The sequence below is a fragment of the Paenibacillus sp. FSL P4-0113 genome (assembly GCF_038009305.1).
Classification (GTDB): domain Bacteria; phylum Bacillota; class Bacilli; order Paenibacillales; family Paenibacillaceae; genus Paenibacillus; species Paenibacillus polymyxa_D.
This window is the reverse complement of sequence record NZ_JBBPAZ010000001.1, coordinates 3,787,501-3,807,910: the sequence shown is the minus strand read 5'-3', so window position 1 is coordinate 3,807,910 and position 20,410 is coordinate 3,787,501. Positions and strand designations below refer to the sequence as shown.

Here is a 20,410-nt window from a genome sequence, read left to right as displayed (position 1 = left end):
CAGGTCTCAGACCTGCTTTTTAAACGTGGAGAGCGGCTGCTTCAGCTTCTGTTTGATACCACACACGCTGTCAATCTGGCGTGCATAGCGGCTTACGGTCGATACGGAAATACCATAGCGATCGGCTACTTCCTGATAGGTGACTGAATGATGATGCATTTTGGCAGTCAAATATTCCAGCGCCGCTGCCCATCCCTCAGTATGCTGAACCATCGGAACTTCCGGGGCAAGCCGATCCAAATACTCCAGCCACAGCGATCTCAAGTCGTGCTGCATGACCGGATCGGATGGCTTGCTCATAACGGTCAGTACCTTATCCAGCACTGCCTGCCATTGTGGATCAACCGGGGAGGCAGATACATCACCTTCAATTGTATGAGGATCGTTCTCAACCTCCAACTGATCAGAACGTTCCGTTTCCGGGTACATTTTCTGCTCACCCTGCTCCGCCAGCTCTTGCAATACTTGCAAGGCACGGCGTTTCAGCTCATCCTCCTGGTCCGGGTCTTCTACGAAGGACTCCAGTGCCTGACGCACCTCATCATCACCGATCAAGCTTAACGCCTGAATGACCTGAAGCTGAGTCGCCCGGTCCCCGTGGCGCAAGGCCCAGAAGAAGGATGACCGGATTAGCGGGTCCTTCTTCATGCTGTCAGGCACCTGGTCAGCACCAAACTTCTCCCACATGCGGAATTGCTCCTCAAACGGGAGATGATAATGATAGCTGAGCACTTGCAGCGGTGTACCCTCCTGCTGGAGTTCCTCCAGTCGGGACAGGAAAAACCGCGGAACTTCCGAGGAAGCATCCTGCTTTTGCAAATGACTCCACAACCGCCGTGCTTCCGCATATCTTCCCGTATTGCTGGCAGCTACCGCCGTGTAATGGTACAAAGAAGCGTCCGCATTGTTCTCTCCATCGCCATGAAGCAACCTGCGGAAATGTCTGTAGGCCTCCTCATGGCGTCCGAGAATGCCCATAGTGGTCGCCAGCTTGAATACCTGCTCCTCCTGAAACGGTATAGTGACCGCCAAAGTCTGCACCAGACGATCCAATTCCGGGCCGCCGCCCTCGTGCTGATAAAAGATCGCCAAGTTGCACAATGCGTGTAAATTCCCCGGCTCATCCTCCAACACTTGAATAATGGTAGCCTTAGCATTTTGGAACAATCCCATGTAGTAATACGCTAACGCCAGATTATTTCGCGCAGCGAACATATCCGGTTGTTCCTCTGAAATTTGCTTGAGCAACTGGGCTGCCTGAGCAAATTTCCCCTCCTCCAGCAGGACACGAGCCTGATCATGCTCTACTACTCCCTGCCGGGCCTTAATGCGGTTCAGCTTCGTTGGACGGTCCAGCTCATAATACAGCAGCTCCATCATTTCCTCCGCTTCATCAAGAAACTGGCCTTCTTCGTCCTCCTCCAGGTACGTGACCAATGCTTTCTCCGCTTCTTCAAACTGCTCCATATTAGCGTAATTATTCGCCATATAGAAATAACACTCTGTCATCGACGAGTCTACGTCACTCAGAACAGAGGACAGGATCTCATTCGAACCTGCATAATCCCCCATCTCTGATAATATACCCGCCATATTGCAATGATTCACCGGATTATCCGGTTCATATTCAACGGCTTTGCGAAAATATTTCAATGCCTTGTCATAATGATTGCGATCAAGCGAGCGCACAGCTTTCTCAAAAAAGAAAGATGCGTCGAAACGCAAAGCAATAATCTTAGGGCTAGGTTCCGATACTCGCAGATGTTTCCCTTTCATAAATAACCAAGGCACCTCCTTTAAAAGTAACTGACATGTTCATACCCTTCAGTATACCACAACTTCAAAACGACTTGACAGTCGATCCTACCTCATTCCAAAAAACGGATATATGCTCGTATACGATAGATATATATACAAGAATACGCTAAATAGCCGAACGCTTTTCCCTGTATAAATAAGGAGCGTTCGGCTAGCCACTGGATATGATACTTAGACCCAATAAACGTAATAATTAAAGCGTCAGCGGCACCGGCGAGCGCTCGCGATGCTGAAATACGGCAAGCTCGCGATAGCCGACTTCATATAGAAGCGCGCGTGCCTTCTCCAAGTGCTCGGACAGCTTCGCCGGATCATGGGCATCCGATCCTACGGTCAGCGGGATGCCTAGCGAAAAAGCTTCGTCCAGCATGCGGTGGCTCGGGAACATCTCAGCACAGGGCTTCGAAAGCCCTGATGCATTCAGTTCCATCGCCCGACCGCTGCGGGCAACGGCTGAGAGTGCGGAGCGCTCCAGTTCACGCAGCTCCTCCATTTCCTCCGGCTTCGGATGATAGCCGAAGCGCTTAATGACATCCAAATGCCCCATGATGTCATACAAACCGGTAGCTGCCGCCTTAGAAACCGCATTATAATACGTGCGGTACACCTCAAGCACATTTTTGCCTTCCCAATAGTGTACCTGACGGAAGTCCGTGATATCCCATTCACCTAGAAAATGGACGGAACCAATCACATAATCCCAGGGATACGCGGTGATGATATCTTCGATTTCTCGTTCCCAGCCCTCAATGTAGTCGCCTTCCAAGCCAACACGAATATCAATTTGCTCTTTAAAACGTTCCTTCAGTTCCAAACATTCTTCCACGTATCGGGGCAGCTCCTCCATAGGCATCGCCATTTCCGGGTAATAGTCAGCCGGTTTTACATGCAGTAGTGGCATGTGATCGGACAAGCCGAGCTGATCCAGCCCCAGCCGAATTCCCTGCTGTACATACTCTTCCAGACTCCCTATGGCATGCCCACAGCGGGCGTGATGCGTATGATAGTCAATTTTCATGCGATCCTCCCCCTTTCAACACTACAACAAATCGTACTAATCACGACGAGGTCGTTCATGACGGCGATTCAGCTCAGCCAGCACGTGATCTAGCGGTAGCTTGCGCTCCTGCAACAGCACCAGCAGGTGATAAATCAGGTCGCTAACCTCCAGGCGCAGTTCATCATTATCTTTATTTTTGGCGGCAATGATCGTCTCGGATGCTTCTTCGCCAACCTTTTTCAAGATTTTGTCTACACCTTTATCAAAAAGATAGGTCGTATAGGCCCCTTCAGGACGTGTCTCTTCGCGCTCCTTAATAATCGCCTCCAGCTGGGCAAGTACCTCAAAGCGGTCTGCTGAAGCATTGGAAATATCATCGGTTTGATTTACCAGCGTGTGGTCTCCTGCATTTCCTGCAACAGGTGCTACAGCCGTCCCTGGCGCGGAAATATCACGGAAAAAGCAGCTCGTTGCTCCTGTATGACAGGCAGGACCGTTCGGAATGACACGTATCAACAGAGCATCACCGTCACAATCCAACTGGATGGAAGTGATTTTTTGCGTATTCCCTGAAGTAGCCCCCTTGTGCCACAGCTCCTGTCTGGAACGAGACCAGAACCAGGTCTCTCCCGACTCCAAAGACAGTTTCAGCGACTCGCGGTTCATGTAGGCCAGCGTAAGCACCTGAAGGGTGGCATCATCCTGCACAATCGCCGAGACAAGACCCACCTCATTCCAGCGGACATTATCCAGTATCTGCTCCAGAGATAGCTGTTGGTTCAATTCGTTGCTCATCGTATCTCCACTCCTCTGCGCTTCAAATCCCGTTTTAGGTCAGGGATTCCTATTTCTTTATAGTGAAAAATCGTTGCTGCTAATCCAGCATCCGCTCTGCCCGCCGTAAACACGTCATAGAAATGCTCCTGTTTGCCTGCTCCGCCAGAAGCAATAACTGGAATTCCAACGGTATCCGATACCGCATAAGTCAGCGGCAGGTCAAATCCGTCCTTGGTTCCGTCCGCATTCATGCTGGTTAGCAGAATCTCACCGGCTCCCAACTGTTCAGCTTCCTTGGCCCAGGCCAAGGCGCGAATACCAGATGGCGTGCGGCCTCCGTGGGTATATACTTCCCACTCGCCCCACGCCTCGTTGTACTTGGCATCAATGGCAACAACGATACATTGTGAGCCAAAGCTGCGCGCACCCTCCGCAATCAGCTGAGGATTACGGACAGCCGCCGTATTTACGCCGATTTTATCAGCCCCGGCACGCAAAATGCGTTTCATATCATCGACATGAGATATCCCGCCACCTACGGTGAAAGGAATGGCTATCTCTCCGGCTGTCTGACGAACTACTTCTTCCATGGTGGCACGCCCTTCAACTGAAGCAGAAATATCCAGAAATACGATTTCATCTGCCCCTTCCCGGTCATAAAGCGCCGCCAATTCCACCGGATCACCTGCATCGCGTAGGTTCACAAAATTAACGCCCTTAACCACCCTGCCATCCTTTACATCCAAGCAGGGAATAATACGTTTAGCCAGCATGCCTACTCCCCCTATGCCTTTGCTACAGCTTGTACGGCTACCTGTAAATCAATGCTGCCTGTATACAATGCCTTACCCACAATAGCACCGCCTACACCCTCTTTCGCATAGGTGCTCAGCGTGATCAGATCGTCCATCTTGCTGACACCGCCGGAAGCGATCACGGTTCGTCCACTGCTTTTCGCAAGCGCTACGATAGCCTCCACATTCGGGCCTTGCATCATTCCGTCGCGGGAAATGTCTGTAAAAATGAACGTTTCCGCTCCCTTGGAGGCCAACTCAGCAGCCAATTCATCCGCTCGAACCTCCGAGGTTTCAAGCCATCCGCGCGTGGCCACATAGCCATTCCGTGCATCCAGACCAATGGCGATCCGATCACCGTAGGTACCCAATACCGCTTCCGTAAAAGCACGATCCTCAATCGCTGCCGTACCCAAGATCACACGGCTCACGCCCAGCGACAACAGCTGCTCCACATGTTCACGTGTACGCAAGCCGCCACCCACTTGTACAGGCACTTGCACCGCAGAAGCGATGCGCCCAATGAGCTCATCGTTCACCGGTTGACCTGCTTTAGCACCGTCCAAATCAACCAAGTGAATGTAGGAGCCGCCCATACGCTCCCATTCTTGGGCAACCTCCACCGGGTTTTCGTTGTATATCGTCTCCTGGCTATAATCTCCTTGTACCAGTCGTACACATTTGCCATCGCGAATATCAATCGCCGGGTATATCGTGAACAAAGTATGACCCCCTTGTGAGCTATTCAACATCTATATGCCTTTAAATCCATCAACGACCATGTTGGCGTACCATCAACTACAGACACACGAATCGTTACGCTCGCTTTTCCGCTTCCGCTAGTTCCAAAAACTGTCGAAGCAACCGCATCCCCATTTCCCCGCTTTTCTCTGGGTGGAACTGCATGCCATATACATGGCCTCTGCCCACGATAGCCGTTACGGGCCCACCGTAGTCAGTCACCGCCAGTAGGTCACTTTCGGCCTCCGGCTTCGCATGATAGGAATGTACAAAATACACATGTCCTTCCTCCAAGCCCTGTAACAACGGGTGGTTCGGCTGAGTCATACGCAGACGATTCCAGCCCATATGCGGCACTTTAACCCCCAGATCAGGAGCAAACCGAACAACCTCGCCTGGTAAAATATTAAGCCCTTCGTGACTGCCGTATTCTTCACCACGAGTGAACAACAGTTGCATTCCTAGACAAACACCGAGCAGTGGTTGTCCGGCACTTGCAACCTCCTGAATCACCCGATCCAATCCGCTGGAACGCAAATGCTCCATAGCGTCCCCGAATGCCCCTACACCCGGCAAAATCACACCGCTGGAGGAACGAATCACTTGGGCCTCTCCCGTTACTACAGCCTCATAGCCAAGACGCTCAACCGCCTTGCTCACACTATGCAGATTGCCTCTGCCGTAATCCACAATGGCAATGGACATAGGCTACAGCACTCCCTTCGTTGAAGGCACTCCCGTCACCCGTGGATCAATGGATGTCGCTTCATCCAGTGCACGTCCCAGCGCTTTGAACACCGCCTCAATCATATGGTGGGTATTTTGCCCGTAGTGAACGATGACGTGTAGCGTCATGCGAGCCTCCAACGCAAATTTCCACAGAAATTCATGCACCAGCTCTGTCGAAAAGCTCCCTACCTGCTGTGATGGATACTCCGCACGATACTCAAAATGAGGTCGGTTACTCAGATCAATGACAACCTGTGCGAGCGCCTCATCCATTGGTACAAAGACGCTGGCATAGCGCTTAATTCCTTTTTTATCACCCAATGCTTCCAGCAAGGTCTGTCCCAGACAAATACCAATATCCTCTACGGTATGATGATCGTCTATATCAACATCCCCTCTGGCCTGCACATTCAGATCAAATTGTCCGTGCTTGGTGAACAAGTCCAGCATGTGATTCAGAAAAGGAACATCCGTTTCAATCTCAGCTTGCCCTGTGCCGTCTACTGCAAAAGATAGCTGAATATCCGTTTCGTTCGTCTTTCGGCTGACACTGCCTGTACGTCCTGCTACGTTATTTTCGTTCCCCATTGCCATCCACCGCCTTCTTTTCATTGTCCAATCGAACTTGTATCGCCCGTGCGTGACCTTCCAGTCCTTCATGGCGGGCAAGCTGCATAATCGTCTCTCCATTGCGCAGCAGCGCTTCCTTGCTGTAATAGATCATACTCGACTTCTTGATAAAATCATCAACATCCACTGGCGAGGAAAAACGTGCCGTTCCATTCGTCGGAATAATGTGGTTAGGTCCGGCAAAATAATCGCCTACTGGCTCCGAGCTGTACGCTCCCAGGAAAATAGCTCCCGCGTTTTCGATCAGACCTACATGCTCCATCGGCTGCTCTGTCATAATTTCCAAATGTTCTGGTGCCAGTCGGTTTACAATATGGATGCCCTCTTCCAAAGTGTCGACGACAATGATAGCCCCGTAAGCCTCCAACGATGCAGCAGCAATATCTCTGCGCGGCAGCTCTGCCAATTGGCGCTGTACTTCAGCTGATACTTCTTCGGCCAAGCGTTGCGAGGGCGTAACCAGTATGGCTGAGGCCATCTCGTCATGTTCCGCCTGTGAAAGCAGGTCAGCCGCTACATATGAGGCATTCGCCGTGTCGTCAGCCAACACGACAATTTCACTTGGTCCCGCTATACTGTCGATATCCACCGCGCCGTACACCTCGCGCTTCGCCAGCGCTACATAAATGTTACCGGGACCGCAAATTTTATCGACTGGTTCAATGCTATGTGTTCCATAAGCGAGGGAAGCAATCGCTTGCGCTCCGCCAACCCTATATATTTCCGTTACACCAGCCTCTGCCGCAGCTACCAGTGTATATGGATCTATCCCTGCCTTGCCGCCTGTCGCCGGGGGTGTCACCATGACAATCTCAGGTACACCAGCCACCTGAGCGGGAATGACATTCATCAGCACAGAGGATGGATAGGCCGCTTTACCGCCCGGAACATACACGCCTACACGTTTCAACGGTCGGATAATTTGGCCGAGCAAGCTACCATCCGGCTGTAAATCCATCCACGAATTACGTTTTTGCTTCATGTGAAAAGCACGGATATTATCCGCCGCCTCTCGAATCGCCTGTAAAAAAGAAGGCTCTACCTTGTCATATGCCGCCTTCAATTCTTCCTCCGTCACACGAAGTTGCTCTGCGATCAGCGATACACCATCAAACGATTGCGTATACCGCAGGACAGCCTCATCCCCCTCTTGGCGTACCGACTGAATAATGGTACGCACAGCCTCATTTTGCTCAGGTGTGCCGTAATCCACCTCCCGTTGGAGACTGAAATCACGGGCTGATACAATCTTCATTTGTCCATTCCCCCTTACTTGCAGCTTGCAGAATGCTCCTTTAAACCTTGGCTTATTCCTTTAGTCCATTTACTCCCGGGGTGCCACCGCATTGGGAATCACCTGATGCAATCGATCACACAAAGCCTGAATCGAGCTGTTTTTCATCCGGTAGCTGACCCGATTCGCAATCAGGCGACTGGTAATATCCAGTATGCTGATCTGCTCGACCAATCCATTCTCCCGCAAGGTCTGCCCCGTTTCTACCATATCAACAATGCGGTCTGCCAGACCAATTAACGGCGCCAGCTCAATGGAGCCATTCAGCTTAATAACCTCCACCTGTTGGCCTTGCTCCCGAAAATACTGGGAAGCCACATTCGGATACTTTGTAGCGACCCGCTGACGAATACCTGGCTGCCAATCTGGTAAAGCAATCACTGACATCCGACAACGGGCGATCCCGAGATCCAGCAGTTCATACACATCCTTGTTCTCTTCCAGCAAAACATCCTTGCCCACAATGCCGATGTCCGCCGCCCCGTACTCTACATACGTAGGAACATCGACGGGCTTCGCCATAATAAATTCCATGCCTAGCTCAGGCAGTGGAATGACCAGCTTGCGCGTTTCGTCCACATCCAGTGGAATTGGAACCCCCGCCTGGCGAAACAGCTCGGAAGCCTGCTTATAAATCCTTCCCTTGGGCATGGCTACTTTCAATGTTTCTGTCATGGCAGTTCCCCCCTTGTACTGGCTCTCTTCCTTCGGCTGTATAGCTGTATACCTCTGCGTACAGCCCCTGCTGCTCACGACGTCGATCTTCCGGTCCGCCCGTGAGCCCTGTTACTACAGTAAGACCTGTTGCGCGTAGCTGTGCCGCTGCAGATAACGCCTCTTGGCGTCCCTGTTCGTCATAACGGATAAGTACAGGAAGCTTCGTCTCCATTTGGATACCATCCACACCATCGACGATCCGGTTTGTCTTCAATGCAAATCCCGTTGCAGGTACGGATCGACCAAACTGCTGAAGCAGATTGTCATAGCGACCCCCGTTGCATACCGGGAACCCAATCTCCGCCGCATAGCCCTCAAAAGTCATTCCTGTATAATATGAAAAATCCCCGATCATGGTAAGGTCGATTAACACATGCTCAGATACGCCGTATGCCTCCAGTACTTCCCACACCTCGCACAAATGTGCAATGGATCGAATCGTCTGCTGCTCCACACTAAGACGGGTAGCATGGTCACAAATTTCTTTTCCACCGCGCAACCGAAGAATAGCTTCCAGCTTATCCCGATGTTCGGGAGCCAAGCCCAAAGCTTCAATCGCTGTTCGGTAGCCCACTACATCACGACTGAGCAACAGTTCCTTTAGCGCTTGTTGTTCAGCCTGACGGCCTGGAATGATTTCCTCAAATAAGCCGTTCAGAAATCCCACATGTCCCATGGCAATTTTAAAAGAGGCCACTCCTGCCGCCTGTAATGATGCAATAGCCAATGCTACAACTTCTGCATCAGCCTCAGGCGAATCATCACCTACCAGCTCCACACCTGTCTGAAAAAACTCCGCTTCTCTTCCTGCCTCTTCCTCAATCGCCCGAAATACATTTGCGTGGTAGGAAAGTCGGAGTGGTACTTCCTCTTCCTTTAGCAGCGAAGATACCACCCGCGCAATGGGAGCGGTCATATCCGATCGCAGCACCAATGTGGTTCCCCGGTTATTGAGTAATTTAAACAGCTTTCGATCGGAAGTAGAACTAGCCACTCCCACCGTATCGTAGTATTCCATCGTAGGCGTCATAATCTGGCGGTAACCCCAGCGCTCCATGCATTCGAGTACATTCAGTTCAATGGCCCGCAGCTTCGACACTGCACGTGGAAGATAATCTCGAACCCCTACAGGGATTTCGAATCCTTTTGGCTTAGACATTTCTATCACCTCATGATTTCACAATATCTTTATCATGGTAAAGTGCTAACAAACTAAAGTATATTCGATATATTATCATGCTCTACTTGTGAACGTCAACCGAACGGAGCAGCCCTTTTTTACAGATTCGCCAAGCCGCTGCCCCTTTCTATATTTTATCCAATGCAAAATACACGAATCCTAAAAAAAAGACTGCCAGCCTTAAGCCAACAGTCCAATCAATCAAAATATTTAGCTATTTATTTGTTCATCTTTACTCCGGGAAGGAAACTTCGGAACCGTGCCCAAACCGATCCATGCAAATGGTACATATCGAAAACACAACGTCACAATCAACCATGAGCCAAACAACGCCAACAACCATCCACCCGCAACAGAGAAGATATATTCTACTGGCGTTCCGTGCAAATCCAGCTTGCGATATACTCTCAATAACGCCGGGTGAAGTAAATAAATGCCGAATGAGCATGAGCCCAGCCAGCTGATTAACATTCGCAGCCTATCGTTAGCATGACGATATAATAAAACCGAGAACTGAAACAGCACCAGCGCTGAGACGAGGGCATATGCATTATGGAGCAGTTCATAGATCAGCGAGTCTGCATAGATGGCTTCGCGATATGCTACAAACCATATTTGTACATATGCTATACCCAGGAGTAGCCAAGCCACCCACAAGCCCCACCAACTGATCAACTGTCCGCGTCTAATTACTGTACCTGACACCGGAAAAAGCCACTTTTTAAACCCTTCATATCCAATCGCTACAGCTGCGCCCAAGGCAAAATAACTGATATACGTAATCGCGAGACTTCCTCTTTCCTCTTGCCAAACATATTTGTTCAGCAATACAAACCCCCATTGAATGACTAACCCTACTGCCAAAATGATACAGGCTGCTCTCCGTGGACTCGATATCCAATGACATAAGCGCTGCACTCCCCACAACAACAGTGGGAAGACCAAATAAAATTGGATGATGATGATGACATAATACAAATGCGTGTACGCCTTTCCCGTTAACAGCACGAGCGGAAGATCACTGAGCGGCATCAACCCGCGTGTTACCAAGGTCAAATAATACACAAGAGAAAACAAAACGTACGGCAACACAATAAACATCAGTCTTTTTCGGAAGAATATAAGCATATTCTTACCACGAAGCGGCCTATCGACATAATTGTAAAATAAAACAAACCCGCTCACAAAAATAAATACTGGCACCGCAAAGCTACTAAACATATTTAAAAATAGAAAAGGGTAAAACAATAGAGAATGGCGCGCATCAATTAAAGCCATTGAAGTCGCATGAATGGTAACAACGGCTGCAATTAATATTCCCCGGTAAACATCAAGCTCTGGTATACGTTCTTTTTTGACCAAATCAACACGCTCCCATATCGCTTTGCAAATATGTCTGTTATCAATTTTTAAACATAATTAACATGCATTACCCCACTTATTATACAGAAAAACAACAATAAGGAAGACCCCTTAATACATAAGGGGTCTTCCTTATTGTGCTATTTCCTACTCATCCACACCAGAGCGTCTTAAATCACGCAACGGATTGCCACCTACAAATGCACCTGCGGGCACGTCTTTATGCACGACCGCTCCGGCTGCTACGATAGCTCCGTCACCGATGGTGACACCCGGCAAAATGGTTGTGTTGGCGCCGATCAGCACATGATCACCAATCACCACTTTACCGATACGATACTCTTGTATGAGGTATTCGTGAGCCAGTATCGTTGTGTTATATCCAATGACCGAATTGTTCCCTATCGTAATATGCTCCGGAAAAAAAACATCCACCATCACCATCAGGCCGAAGGCCGCATGTTGCCCCACCTTCATCCCCAGCACTCTGCGGTAAATGACGTTTTTCAGAGAAAGCACAGGACAATACCGGGCAATCTGTATAAAAATAAAGTTCTTAATGCCTTTCCAGCGGCTCACCGTCCGATAAATCTGCCACAACGCATTGGGACCTTCTACAGGATAGCGGTTCACCCTTCTCACGATACATTGACACCTTGAAGCTCCAGCTTCAGCAAATCCCGCATATCATGCAACATGTAGTCAGGCCCATATCCGCGCAGAGTTTCCTCGCCCTTGAGCGACCAAGCTACACCAGCCGATTTCACACCTGCTGCCTGAGCTGACAAAATATCAAAAGAACTGTCTCCGACCATCAATGTGTGCTCTGCTTCAGCATTCAAACCTGTCAAGGCCTTGAGCACTGGTTCAGCGTGTGGCTTTGGATGTTCCACATCGTCTACCGTTACAATATAGTCCATTGAGGAAGTCAGATTGAACAGATTAAGTACACGTATCGTGGATGGTCGTATTTTGGTTGTCACAACCCCCAGCTTAATCCCTCTCGCACGCAACTCCTGAATGACCTCAATGACATATGGAAATGGCTTCACCATTTGGTCATGATGAATCTGATTATAAGCACGGTAGTCCTTAACCAACCTAGATACATCCGTTAATCCCGAAAAAGTACGGAGTTGATCGTCCAGCGTTCCACCCATATGAGGAATAATATGCTCCCGCGTCAGCGGATCAGCATCCGGATGATTCAAAATGTGTAGAAATGTGCTGATGATCAGCTCATTCGTATCCATGATGGTGCCGTCTAAATCAAACAAAATTGTATTTATCATAGATGCTCCTTCTTGTCCTCGTCCGTGTCTTCCTTAGGTAGCTTATCCGCCGTAGCTGTTGGAGGAACCGCGTCCTGTCCTGGACGGGATACCTGCTCTGGCATCACGTCAGGTACCTGATCAATTCCTGCTTTGCTGGAGATAATCGGATCGCTATATCGAGCAACAGATGTACCCTTCCGGCGACGAACCAAAATGAAAATCACCGCAGCTACAACAATAAAGATAGGCAGCAATTGCGAGATCCGTACATTACCGTAACTCGGGTCCAGATGCCCTGGTTCAAACCCTAGCCATACCATAGGAGACCACAAAGCATTCACAAAGGAAGCCAGCCAATCCGGTCCCTGAAAAGCCAAACTGTCCGTCCGTACACGCTCGATGAAGAAACGGCCAATTGAGTACCAAATGAAGTAAAATGCAAACATTTCGCCTGCACGCACAAATTTCATACGACGAATGACGAGCAGCAAAATCACACCTACAATACTCCACAGTGATTCATATAAAAATGTAGGGTGATGGAACACCCCGTTAACGTTCATCTGATTCACAATGAAATCCGGCAGATGGAGCTGATTTCGCAAGAATGTCTCTTCCGTCGGTCCACCGTAGGCTTCCTGATTGACAAAATTACCCCAGCGTCCAATCGCTTGACCGATCAGTAGGCCTGGTGCACAAATATCAGCGATACGCCAGAAGTTATACCCTTTATACCGGAAATAAATGACCGCACATATAATGGCCCCGATCAAGGCACCGTATATCGCAATACCGCCATTCCAAATTTTAAAAACATCCCATAGATTATCTCGGTAGTCTTCCCATTTGAAGGCTACATAATAAATACGCGCTCCAATAATAGCTGAGGGAACACCCAGAAGCAGCATATCCATAAAAAAGTCCTGCGGAATACCGAATCTTTTTCCTTCACGGATGGCAAGATATAAACCCACAAGCGCCGCCAGCCCCAAAATAAGCCCATACCAGTGGACCTTGATTGCCCCGATTGAAAAAGCGATCGGATTCAGCAGTAATGTTGCCGTTGACATATGTTTCTCTCACTCCTCGTTCTTCCTTGCAAACGAACAAACCTTAATCCATCTCTTCCATATCTTCAGAAATTGTAGCAGTCAGCTTGTTTGTAAATTGCAGGGCTGCATTAACACCCATTTGTTTCAAACGATAGTTCATCGCCGCCACCTCGATAATAACAGCCAAGTTTCGGCCCGGACGAACTGGAATCGTAACCAGTGGAACATCTGTATCAATAATGCGTGTCGTTTCCTCATCAAGACCAAGACGGTCATACTGCTTGTCCTGCTGCCATGCCTCCAGACGAACAACCAATGTAATCCGTTTGTTATTACGAACTGCACCGGCCCCAAACAGCGTCATCACATTAATAATGCCCACGCCACGAATTTCCAACAGGTGACGGATCAGCTCAGGTGCTGTACCATGCAGCTGAAAATCGGACGTTTGCCGAATTTCTACCGCGTCATCTGCTACCAAGCGATGTCCACGTTTAACCAGTTCCAGTGCCGTTTCACTTTTACCAATTCCACTACTTCCTGTGATAAGCATTCCCACGCCATACACGTCACACAGTACACCATGAATAGTTGCTGTAGGAGCCAGCTTTCTTTCGAGAAAGCCTGTGATGCGGCTTGATAAAATCGTCGTCGCCATATTAGTGCGCAGTACAGGAATATCTCGCTCTGCGCTCGCCTCCACTAACTCAGCCGGTACCTCTAGACCACGTGTGACGATAATGCATGGAGTCAGCTCTGTACACAGACGCTCCATCCGATCCCGGCGTTCCTCAGGAGGAAGCATTCCCAGAAAAGCCAACTCAGACCTTCCCAGAAGCTGTACCCGCTCTTGTGTATGATATTCAAAATACCCGGCCATCTCCAGACCTGGGCGATTTAAATCGTCCACTGTGATCAGTCTTCGCAGACCTTTTTCACCGGAAATAACTTCCATTTGAAACTGCTGTACAAGCTCGGATACCTTTACCTGTTTAGCCATTTTATTCTCCCCTTCATCTGCAAAACCAGATTCTATACGTCACTTGATTTATGTAGCTTTACCCTATTAACCATACAACCCAACGCCAGTCTATCCTGCGCCAATGCACACTCCACTTGATTTAACATATGGTTCCAGGCTAGCTCCATTCCGCCAGCTGGGTTGATCCCATCTAGGACTCCTGCCAACGAACCTACATCTAGACCTGTCCATTGTACCCATCGTATCGGAATTTTCCAATGAATGCAATGCCGAAGCTAGTAGCCGTATGCGATATATAAAAAGAGTCGCAGTTCTCCGCTCGGGGAAAACTGCGACTCTCTTCCAGAGGCAAATTTTATTCGCCAACCAGAACACTCAATTCCGATTCCTTATCAAAAATATGAACCTTGTTCATATCAACAGCCAACTTCGCTTTGACACCATCACGAGTATTGGAGCGTCCGTCTACACGGGCAATAATCGTATCATTTCCAGCACCGCTCAGGTACAACAGCATTTCATGACCGAGGTTTTCCGTTACATCCACAGTGGATGTAAAGATCGTATTCGGAGAAGCCTCCAAGAATACAGGCTCTTCATGAATATCCTCAGGACGGATACCCAAGATCACTTCTTTCCCGATATAGCCCTTCGCTTTTAAAATCTGTCCTTTACCTTCTGGTACAAACAGATCCAGACCCGGCGCAGCAAAATGCAATGCACCTTCTTTTTCAACCAGCTTACCTGTGATAAAGTTCATCGTAGGAGAGCCGATAAAACCAGCTACGAATAGATTCACTGGACGGTTGTACAGTTCATCTGGGGATGCAGCTTGTTGGATAATACCATCCTTCATAACTACAATCCGGTCACCCATCGTCATGGCTTCGACCTGGTCATGGGTTACGTAGATAACAGTCGTTTCCAGACGCTTAGCCAGCTTCGTGATTTCCGCACGCATCTGACCACGCAGCTTGGCATCCAAGTTGGACAGTGGCTCATCCATCAAGAACACTTGCGGGTCACGCACAATCGCACGTCCCAAGGCAACACGCTGGCGTTGACCACCTGATAACGCTTTCGGCTTGCGGTCCAGCAGATGCTCAATATCAAGGATTTTAGCCGCTTCACGTACACGTTTGTCAATTTCTTCTTTCTTCACCTTACGGAGTTTCAGACCAAAAGCCATGTTTTGATATACATTCATATGCGGATACAAGGCATAGGATTGGAATACCATCGCGATATCGCGGTCCTTTGGAGCCACGTCGTTCACAACACGATCTCCAATGTACAATTTACCGTCTGAAATTTCCTCTAGACCAGCGATCATACGGAGCGTAGTAGATTTACCACAACCGGAAGGACCAACCAACACGAGAAACTCTTTATCTTGAATGTCCAAATTGACATCAACAACCGTAGCTTTATCTGCACCCGGATATTTTTTGAAAATATGCTCTAAACGTACACCAGCCATAGCTTTTGCCTCCCTAAGATCAAGTTATGAAATCGAATACATTTCTTACTTGTATCTTATCCTAGTCCCCGTAGCATGGCTATTCGCAAACTGCACAAAAATGCTATTTCCTTTTTGTCACTTTGTACAATAGAAGATAGAGCTTGACTAAAACCGCATCATTAAACGTCCGCACGTCCAATCCAGTCTCCTGTTTGATCTTGTCCAAACGGTAAATCAACGTATTTCGATGCACATATAGACGCTTAGCTGTCTCACTCACATTACAATCCAGTTGAAAAAAGATGTCTAATGTGGCCATCGTTTCTGAGTCTTCTAGTATGACAGATGACTTCATTACCTGCTCTAAAAATAATACGCGTTGTTCCTTGGAAATGCGGTTTAACAGCCTTTCCAAATGAAGCTCCCATGAAAAGTGGATGTGCTCTGTTACATGAAAAATCTTGCCCAAATGTATGGTCTCCCATAACAAATTCAGCTCTTGGGGAAGACTTTGCAAAGGGATTGAAGGCTTAGAAACCGCCAAATGGAATACACCCACCCACTCATTCGCAATAAGCTCATATAGACCCAAGCTAAAAGCCGTGAGAACCTCCTCCAACGATTCCGTAAAATCTGCATCCCTGGACTCAGTGTCTTTATCCCGTTCATCGTCCGCTCCTAATAAAAGCTCCTTTTTAGCCATAATCAGCCAAGACTGTTTGTCCAATGGAGTAAGCAGCACATCCCCTCCAAAATAGCTCGCGAACAATCGATGGAGCTGGGTATAAGTAATAGCCCCCTCCTGTGTTCCCTCGCCATTCAGTAAAATCGGAACCATACACGCTGATAGCGAATCACGAAGCTGCAATTCATCTGGAACCTCTTCTTCCTTGTTTAGATTGGCAGCCTGCTGTATAAGCCATTGTCCATAACGATTCATGCGCTCTTCCTCGCTATAAACCGGGTTATCCGACAATTGTGGACCGTTCTGCCAGACCTGCTCCATGTTCCCCAATAGCGCTTCTACCAGTTTCCGTTCTCGATCCGTCAAATATCTGGCCTCTACCACAAATGCAGCCAGTTCACCTGCCGACGCACGAAATGGAAAATATAACTTGTTGTCACGGACAAACGATCTATCCGGAATAACTGAATCGGCTGTCTCTCCCTCTGCCATCATTTCCGGGCACCAAGGCACTATGGTAAAAGGCGCTTGAATAATATTCTGAAGCTGTTGCTGAATCCATTCTGTATCCAGAGTCACGCGATCACCACTTCACTTTTTTTTAGAATATAGAATAAGCACTAAGCGAACATAATGAACTCATTATAACCTGTCGATACCGTAAAATAAAAAAGCTATATAAAAACATAACTTAAAACAATACAAAAAAAGCCATCAACCTATAGTTGATGACTTCTGATGAGCCATGAAGGACTCGAACCTTCGACACCCTGATTAAAAGTCAGGTGCTCTACCAACTGAGCTAATGGCTCGTAAAACTGGTGGAGGATGATGGATTCGAACCACCGAACCCGTAAGGGAGCAGATTTACAGTCTGATGCGTTTGGCCACTTCGCTAATCCTCCATATAAAGGTGGCTCGGGACGGAATCGAACCGCCGACACGAGGATTTTCAGTCCTCTGCTCTACCGACTGAGCTACCGAGCCATATCCATTAACAAAAAAATAAAGTGCGGAGGGATACCCCTTCCCACTTTAGTACGGTAAAACTATTGAATTGAAAAATGGCGGAACTGACGGGATTCGAACCCGCGATCTCCTGCGTGACAGGCAGGCATGTTAGGCCTCTACACCACAGTTCCCTGGATTTTTCAAAATTCAAAAATGGTGCCGGCGAGAGGACTTGAACCCCCAACCTACTGATTACAAGTCAGTTGCTCTACCAGTTGAGCTACACCGGCACAATGGTGGAGGCTGAGGGGATCGAACCCCCGACCCTCTGCTTGTAAGGCAGATGCTCTCCCAGCTGAGCTAAGCCTCCTGGGTATGTATGGTAGCGGCGGAGGGGATCGAACCCCCGACCTCACGGGTATGAACCGTACGCTCTAGCCAGCTGAGCTACACCGCCATAACATAATATTTCGCTAGCTTGTCCTAAATGGCGGAGAGAGAGGGATTCGAACCCTCGCACCACTTTCGCAGTCTAACCCCTTAGCAGAGGGTCCCCTTATAGCCACTTGGGTATCTCTCCATATAAATGGACTCACTTAGCAAAACTCCGCAAGTTATTCTGTATCTCAACAAAGTGATTTGGAATATCAAGCGCAATTTCAAGGTTACACCCTGAAAACTGGATCCGAAACTCATTGCGCTTTATCTTAGGATAAGCCCTCGACCGATTAGTATTGGTCAGCTCCATGCATTACTGCACTTCCACCCCCAACCTATCTACCTCGTCGTCTTCAAGGGGTCTTACTAATTGGGAAATCTCATCTTGAGGGGGGCTTCACGCTTAGATGCTTTCAGCGCTTATCCCTTCCGTACATAGCTACCCAGCGGTGCTCCTGGCGGAACAACTGGTACACCAGCGGTACGTCCATCCCGGTCCTCTCGTACTAAGGACAGCTCCTCTCAAATTTCCTACGCCCACGACAGATAGGGACCGAACTGTCTCACGACGTTCTGAACCCAGCTCGCGTACCGCTTTAATGGGCGAACAGCCCAACCCTTGGGACCTACTTCAGCCCCAGGATGCGATGAGCCGACATCGAGGTGCCAAACCTCCCCGTCGATGTGGACTCTTGGGGGAGATAAGCCTGTTATCCCCAGGGTAGCTTTTATCCGTTGAGCGATGGCCCTTCCATGCGGTACCACCGGATCACTAAGCCCGACTTTCGTCCCTGCTCGACTTGTAGGTCTCGCAGTCAAGCTCCCTTCTGCCTTTGCACTCTTCGAATGATTTCCAACCATTCTGAGGGAACCTTGGGGCGCCTCCGTTACTCTTTAGGAGGCGACCGCCCCAGTCAAACTGCCCACCTGACACTGTCCTCGCACCGGTTTACGGTACCAAGTTAGAACCTAGATACGATCAGGGTGGTATCCCAAGGATGCCTCCCTTCAAGCTGGCGCTCAAAGTTCGACGGCTCCCACCTATCCTGTACAGATCGTACCCAAATTCAATATCAAGCTGCAGTAAAGCTCCATGGGGTCTTTCCGTCTTGTCGCGGGTAACCTGCATCTTCACAGGTATTAAAATTTCACCGGATCTCTCGTTGAGACAGCGCCCAAGTCGTTACGCCATTCGTGCGGGTCAGAATTTACCTGACAAGGAATTTCGCTACCTTAGGACCGTTATAGTTACGGCCGCCGTTTACTGGGGCTTCGGTTCATAGCTTCGCTCTTGCGAGCTTACCACTCCCCTTAACCTTCCAGCACCGGGCAGGCGTCAGCCCGTATACTTCGCCTTGCGGCTTCGCACAGACCTGTGTTTTTGCTAAACAGTCGCTTGGGCCTTTTCACTGCGGCCCCCTCGGGCTATTCACCCTACCGAGGCACCCCTTCTCCCGAAGTTACGGGGTCATTTTGCCGAGTTCCTTAACGAGAGTTCTTCCGCGCGCCTTAGAATTCTCTTCTCGCCTACCTGTGTCGGTTTGCGGTACGGGCACCTTCTCCTGGCTAGAGGCTTTTCTTGGCAGTCTGAGATCATGACCTTCGCTACTACAATTTTCGCTCCCCATCACAGCCCAGCCTTAACGATATGCGGATTTGCCTACACATCAGCCTCACTGCTTAGACGGACATCCATCAGTCCGCGTCACTACCCTACTGCGTCACCCCATCGCTCATAACGGATTACGGTGGTACAGGAATTTCGACCTGTTGTCCTTCGACTACGCCTATCGGCCTCGCCTTAGGTCCCGACTTACCCTGAGCGGACGAACCTTCCTCAGGAACCCTTAGGCTTTCGGCGGATCTGATTCTCACAGATCTTTTCGTTACTCATACCGGCATTCTCACTTGAATGCAGTCCAGCGCTCCTTACGGTACACCTTCAACCCGCATTCAACGCTCCCCTACCCCTGATGCAAGCATCAAGCCATAGCTTCGGTGGTGTGTTTAGCCCCGTTACATTTTCGGCGCAGAGTCACTCGACCAGTGAGCTATTACGCACTCTTTCAATGGTGGCTGCTTCTAAGCCAACATCCTGGTTGTCTGTGCAACTCCACATCCTTTCCCACTTAACACACACTTGGGGACCTTAGCTGATGGTCTGGGCTGTTTCCCTTTCGACAATGGATCTTAGCACTCACTGTCTGACTCCCGGAACTAAATCTATGGCATTCGGAGTTTGACTGAGCTTGGTAACCCTTGCGGGCCCCGCACCCAATCAGTGCTCTACCTCCACGATTCTTCTTTCCGAGGCTAGCCCTAAAGCTATTTCGGGGAGAACCAGCTATCTCCGGGTTCGATTGGAATTTCTCCGCTACCCCCACCTCATCCCCGCATTTTTCAACATGCGTGGGTTCGGGCCTCCAGTGCGTGTTACCGCACCTTCACCCTGGACAGGGGTAGATCACCCGGTTTCGGGTCTACGTCCACGTACTCATTCGCCCTATTCAGACTCGCTTTCGCT

The 20,410-nt window shown here is 49.2% G+C and carries 17 protein-coding genes, 8 tRNA genes and 1 rRNA gene (1 of these 26 cut by a window edge); all 26 read right to left on the bottom strand.

Features of this window, described 5'->3' with window-relative positions:
* Positions 1–6: 6 nt before the first annotated feature.
* The gene (locus MKX46_RS16385) at positions 7–1,776 is read right to left on the bottom strand and encodes a tetratricopeptide repeat protein (protein ID WP_165149358.1); all 1,770 of its coding nucleotides are present in this window, start codon (positions 1,774–1,776) and stop codon (positions 7–9) included.
* A 235-nt stretch (positions 1,777–2,011) separates the two neighbouring features.
* The gene (gene hisJ / locus MKX46_RS16380; RefSeq protein WP_341071467.1) at positions 2,012–2,836 is read right to left on the bottom strand and encodes a histidinol-phosphatase HisJ; all 825 of its coding nucleotides are present in this window, start codon (positions 2,834–2,836) and stop codon (positions 2,012–2,014) included.
* A gap of 36 nt (positions 2,837–2,872) precedes the next feature.
* Complete coding sequence (gene hisIE / locus MKX46_RS16375; protein ID WP_069012126.1) at positions 2,873–3,613, bottom strand: bifunctional phosphoribosyl-AMP cyclohydrolase/phosphoribosyl-ATP diphosphatase HisIE; 741 nt, start codon at positions 3,611–3,613, stop codon at positions 2,873–2,875.
* A complete protein-coding gene (gene hisF, locus MKX46_RS16370; RefSeq protein WP_341071466.1) occupies positions 3,610–4,368 on the bottom strand; it encodes an imidazole glycerol phosphate synthase subunit HisF in 759 nt (252 codons plus the stop codon). The genes hisIE and hisF overlap by 4 nt, the downstream gene beginning before the upstream one ends.
* Positions 4,369–4,379: 11 nt before the next feature.
* Complete coding sequence (gene hisA, locus MKX46_RS16365) at positions 4,380–5,111, bottom strand: 1-(5-phosphoribosyl)-5-[(5-phosphoribosylamino)methylideneamino]imidazole-4-carboxamide isomerase (protein ID WP_341071465.1); 732 nt, start codon at positions 5,109–5,111, stop codon at positions 4,380–4,382.
* 94 nt (positions 5,112–5,205) lie between these two features.
* Positions 5,206–5,835 (bottom strand): imidazole glycerol phosphate synthase subunit HisH, encoded by a 630-nt coding sequence (gene hisH / locus MKX46_RS16360; protein ID WP_341038303.1) that lies wholly within the window; start codon positions 5,833–5,835, stop codon positions 5,206–5,208.
* A 3-nt stretch (positions 5,836–5,838) separates the two neighbouring features.
* Positions 5,839–6,447: an imidazoleglycerol-phosphate dehydratase HisB gene (gene hisB, locus MKX46_RS16355; RefSeq protein WP_341038301.1), complete on the bottom strand. Its 609-nt coding sequence runs from the start codon at positions 6,445–6,447 to the stop codon at positions 5,839–5,841.
* The gene (gene hisD, locus MKX46_RS16350; protein ID WP_341038300.1) at positions 6,431–7,744 is read right to left on the bottom strand and encodes a histidinol dehydrogenase; all 1,314 of its coding nucleotides are present in this window, start codon (positions 7,742–7,744) and stop codon (positions 6,431–6,433) included. Before hisD ends, hisB begins: the two co-directional genes overlap by 17 nt.
* Before the next feature lie 69 nt (positions 7,745–7,813).
* On the bottom strand, positions 7,814–8,458 hold the full coding sequence (gene hisG / locus MKX46_RS16345; RefSeq protein ID WP_029519011.1) for an ATP phosphoribosyltransferase: 645 nt from the start codon (positions 8,456–8,458) through the stop codon (positions 7,814–7,816).
* Positions 8,412–9,659 carry an ATP phosphoribosyltransferase regulatory subunit gene (locus tag MKX46_RS16340; protein ID WP_341071463.1) on the bottom strand — a complete coding sequence of 416 codons (1,248 nt, stop codon included), beginning with the start codon at positions 9,657–9,659 and terminating at the stop codon, positions 8,412–8,414. The genes hisG and MKX46_RS16340 overlap by 47 nt, the downstream gene beginning before the upstream one ends.
* 231 nt (positions 9,660–9,890) lie before the next feature.
* Complete coding sequence (locus MKX46_RS16335; RefSeq protein WP_341071462.1) at positions 9,891–11,042, bottom strand: acyltransferase; 1,152 nt, start codon at positions 11,040–11,042, stop codon at positions 9,891–9,893.
* Between the two features lie 147 nt (positions 11,043–11,189).
* Positions 11,190–11,684, bottom strand: coding sequence for an acyltransferase (locus MKX46_RS16330; protein WP_029519016.1), 495 nt, complete (start codon positions 11,682–11,684; stop codon positions 11,190–11,192).
* Positions 11,681–12,334 (bottom strand): pyrophosphatase PpaX, encoded by a 654-nt coding sequence (gene ppaX / locus MKX46_RS16325; protein WP_341071461.1) that lies wholly within the window; start codon positions 12,332–12,334, stop codon positions 11,681–11,683. Before ppaX ends, MKX46_RS16330 begins: the two co-directional genes overlap by 4 nt.
* Complete coding sequence (gene lgt, locus MKX46_RS16320; protein WP_318628126.1) at positions 12,331–13,386, bottom strand: prolipoprotein diacylglyceryl transferase; 1,056 nt, start codon at positions 13,384–13,386, stop codon at positions 12,331–12,333. The genes ppaX and lgt overlap by 4 nt, the downstream gene beginning before the upstream one ends.
* 43 nt (positions 13,387–13,429) lie before the next feature.
* On the bottom strand, positions 13,430–14,368 hold the full coding sequence (gene hprK / locus MKX46_RS16315) for an HPr(Ser) kinase/phosphatase (protein ID WP_029519020.1): 939 nt from the start codon (positions 14,366–14,368) through the stop codon (positions 13,430–13,432).
* A 337-nt stretch (positions 14,369–14,705) separates the two neighbouring features.
* Positions 14,706–15,830 (bottom strand): ABC transporter ATP-binding protein, encoded by a 1,125-nt coding sequence (locus MKX46_RS16310; protein ID WP_029519022.1) that lies wholly within the window; start codon positions 15,828–15,830, stop codon positions 14,706–14,708.
* 103 nt (positions 15,831–15,933) lie between these two features.
* Positions 15,934–17,076 carry a PucR family transcriptional regulator gene (locus MKX46_RS16305; protein WP_165149384.1) on the bottom strand — a complete coding sequence of 381 codons (1,143 nt, stop codon included), beginning with the start codon at positions 17,074–17,076 and terminating at the stop codon, positions 15,934–15,936.
* 160 nt (positions 17,077–17,236) lie between these two features.
* Positions 17,237–17,309: transfer RNA gene (locus MKX46_RS16300), tRNA-Lys, on the bottom strand.
* Between the two features lie 7 nt (positions 17,310–17,316).
* Positions 17,317–17,402: transfer RNA gene (locus MKX46_RS16295), tRNA-Tyr, on the bottom strand.
* A 9-nt stretch (positions 17,403–17,411) separates the two neighbouring features.
* Positions 17,412–17,484, bottom strand: a tRNA-Phe gene (locus tag MKX46_RS16290).
* A gap of 78 nt (positions 17,485–17,562) precedes the next feature.
* Positions 17,563–17,639, bottom strand: a tRNA-Asp gene (locus tag MKX46_RS16285).
* Positions 17,640–17,662: 23 nt separating this feature from the next.
* Positions 17,663–17,738, bottom strand: a tRNA-Thr gene (locus MKX46_RS16280).
* 4 nt (positions 17,739–17,742) lie between these two features.
* A tRNA-Val gene (locus MKX46_RS16275) sits at positions 17,743–17,818 on the bottom strand.
* A gap of 10 nt (positions 17,819–17,828) precedes the next feature.
* Positions 17,829–17,905 (bottom strand) — tRNA-Met (locus MKX46_RS16270).
* Between the two features lie 31 nt (positions 17,906–17,936).
* Positions 17,937–18,028, bottom strand: a tRNA-Ser gene (locus MKX46_RS16265).
* Between the two features lie 128 nt (positions 18,029–18,156).
* Positions 18,157–20,410, bottom strand: a 23S ribosomal RNA gene (locus MKX46_RS16260); it runs 674 nt beyond the window's last position.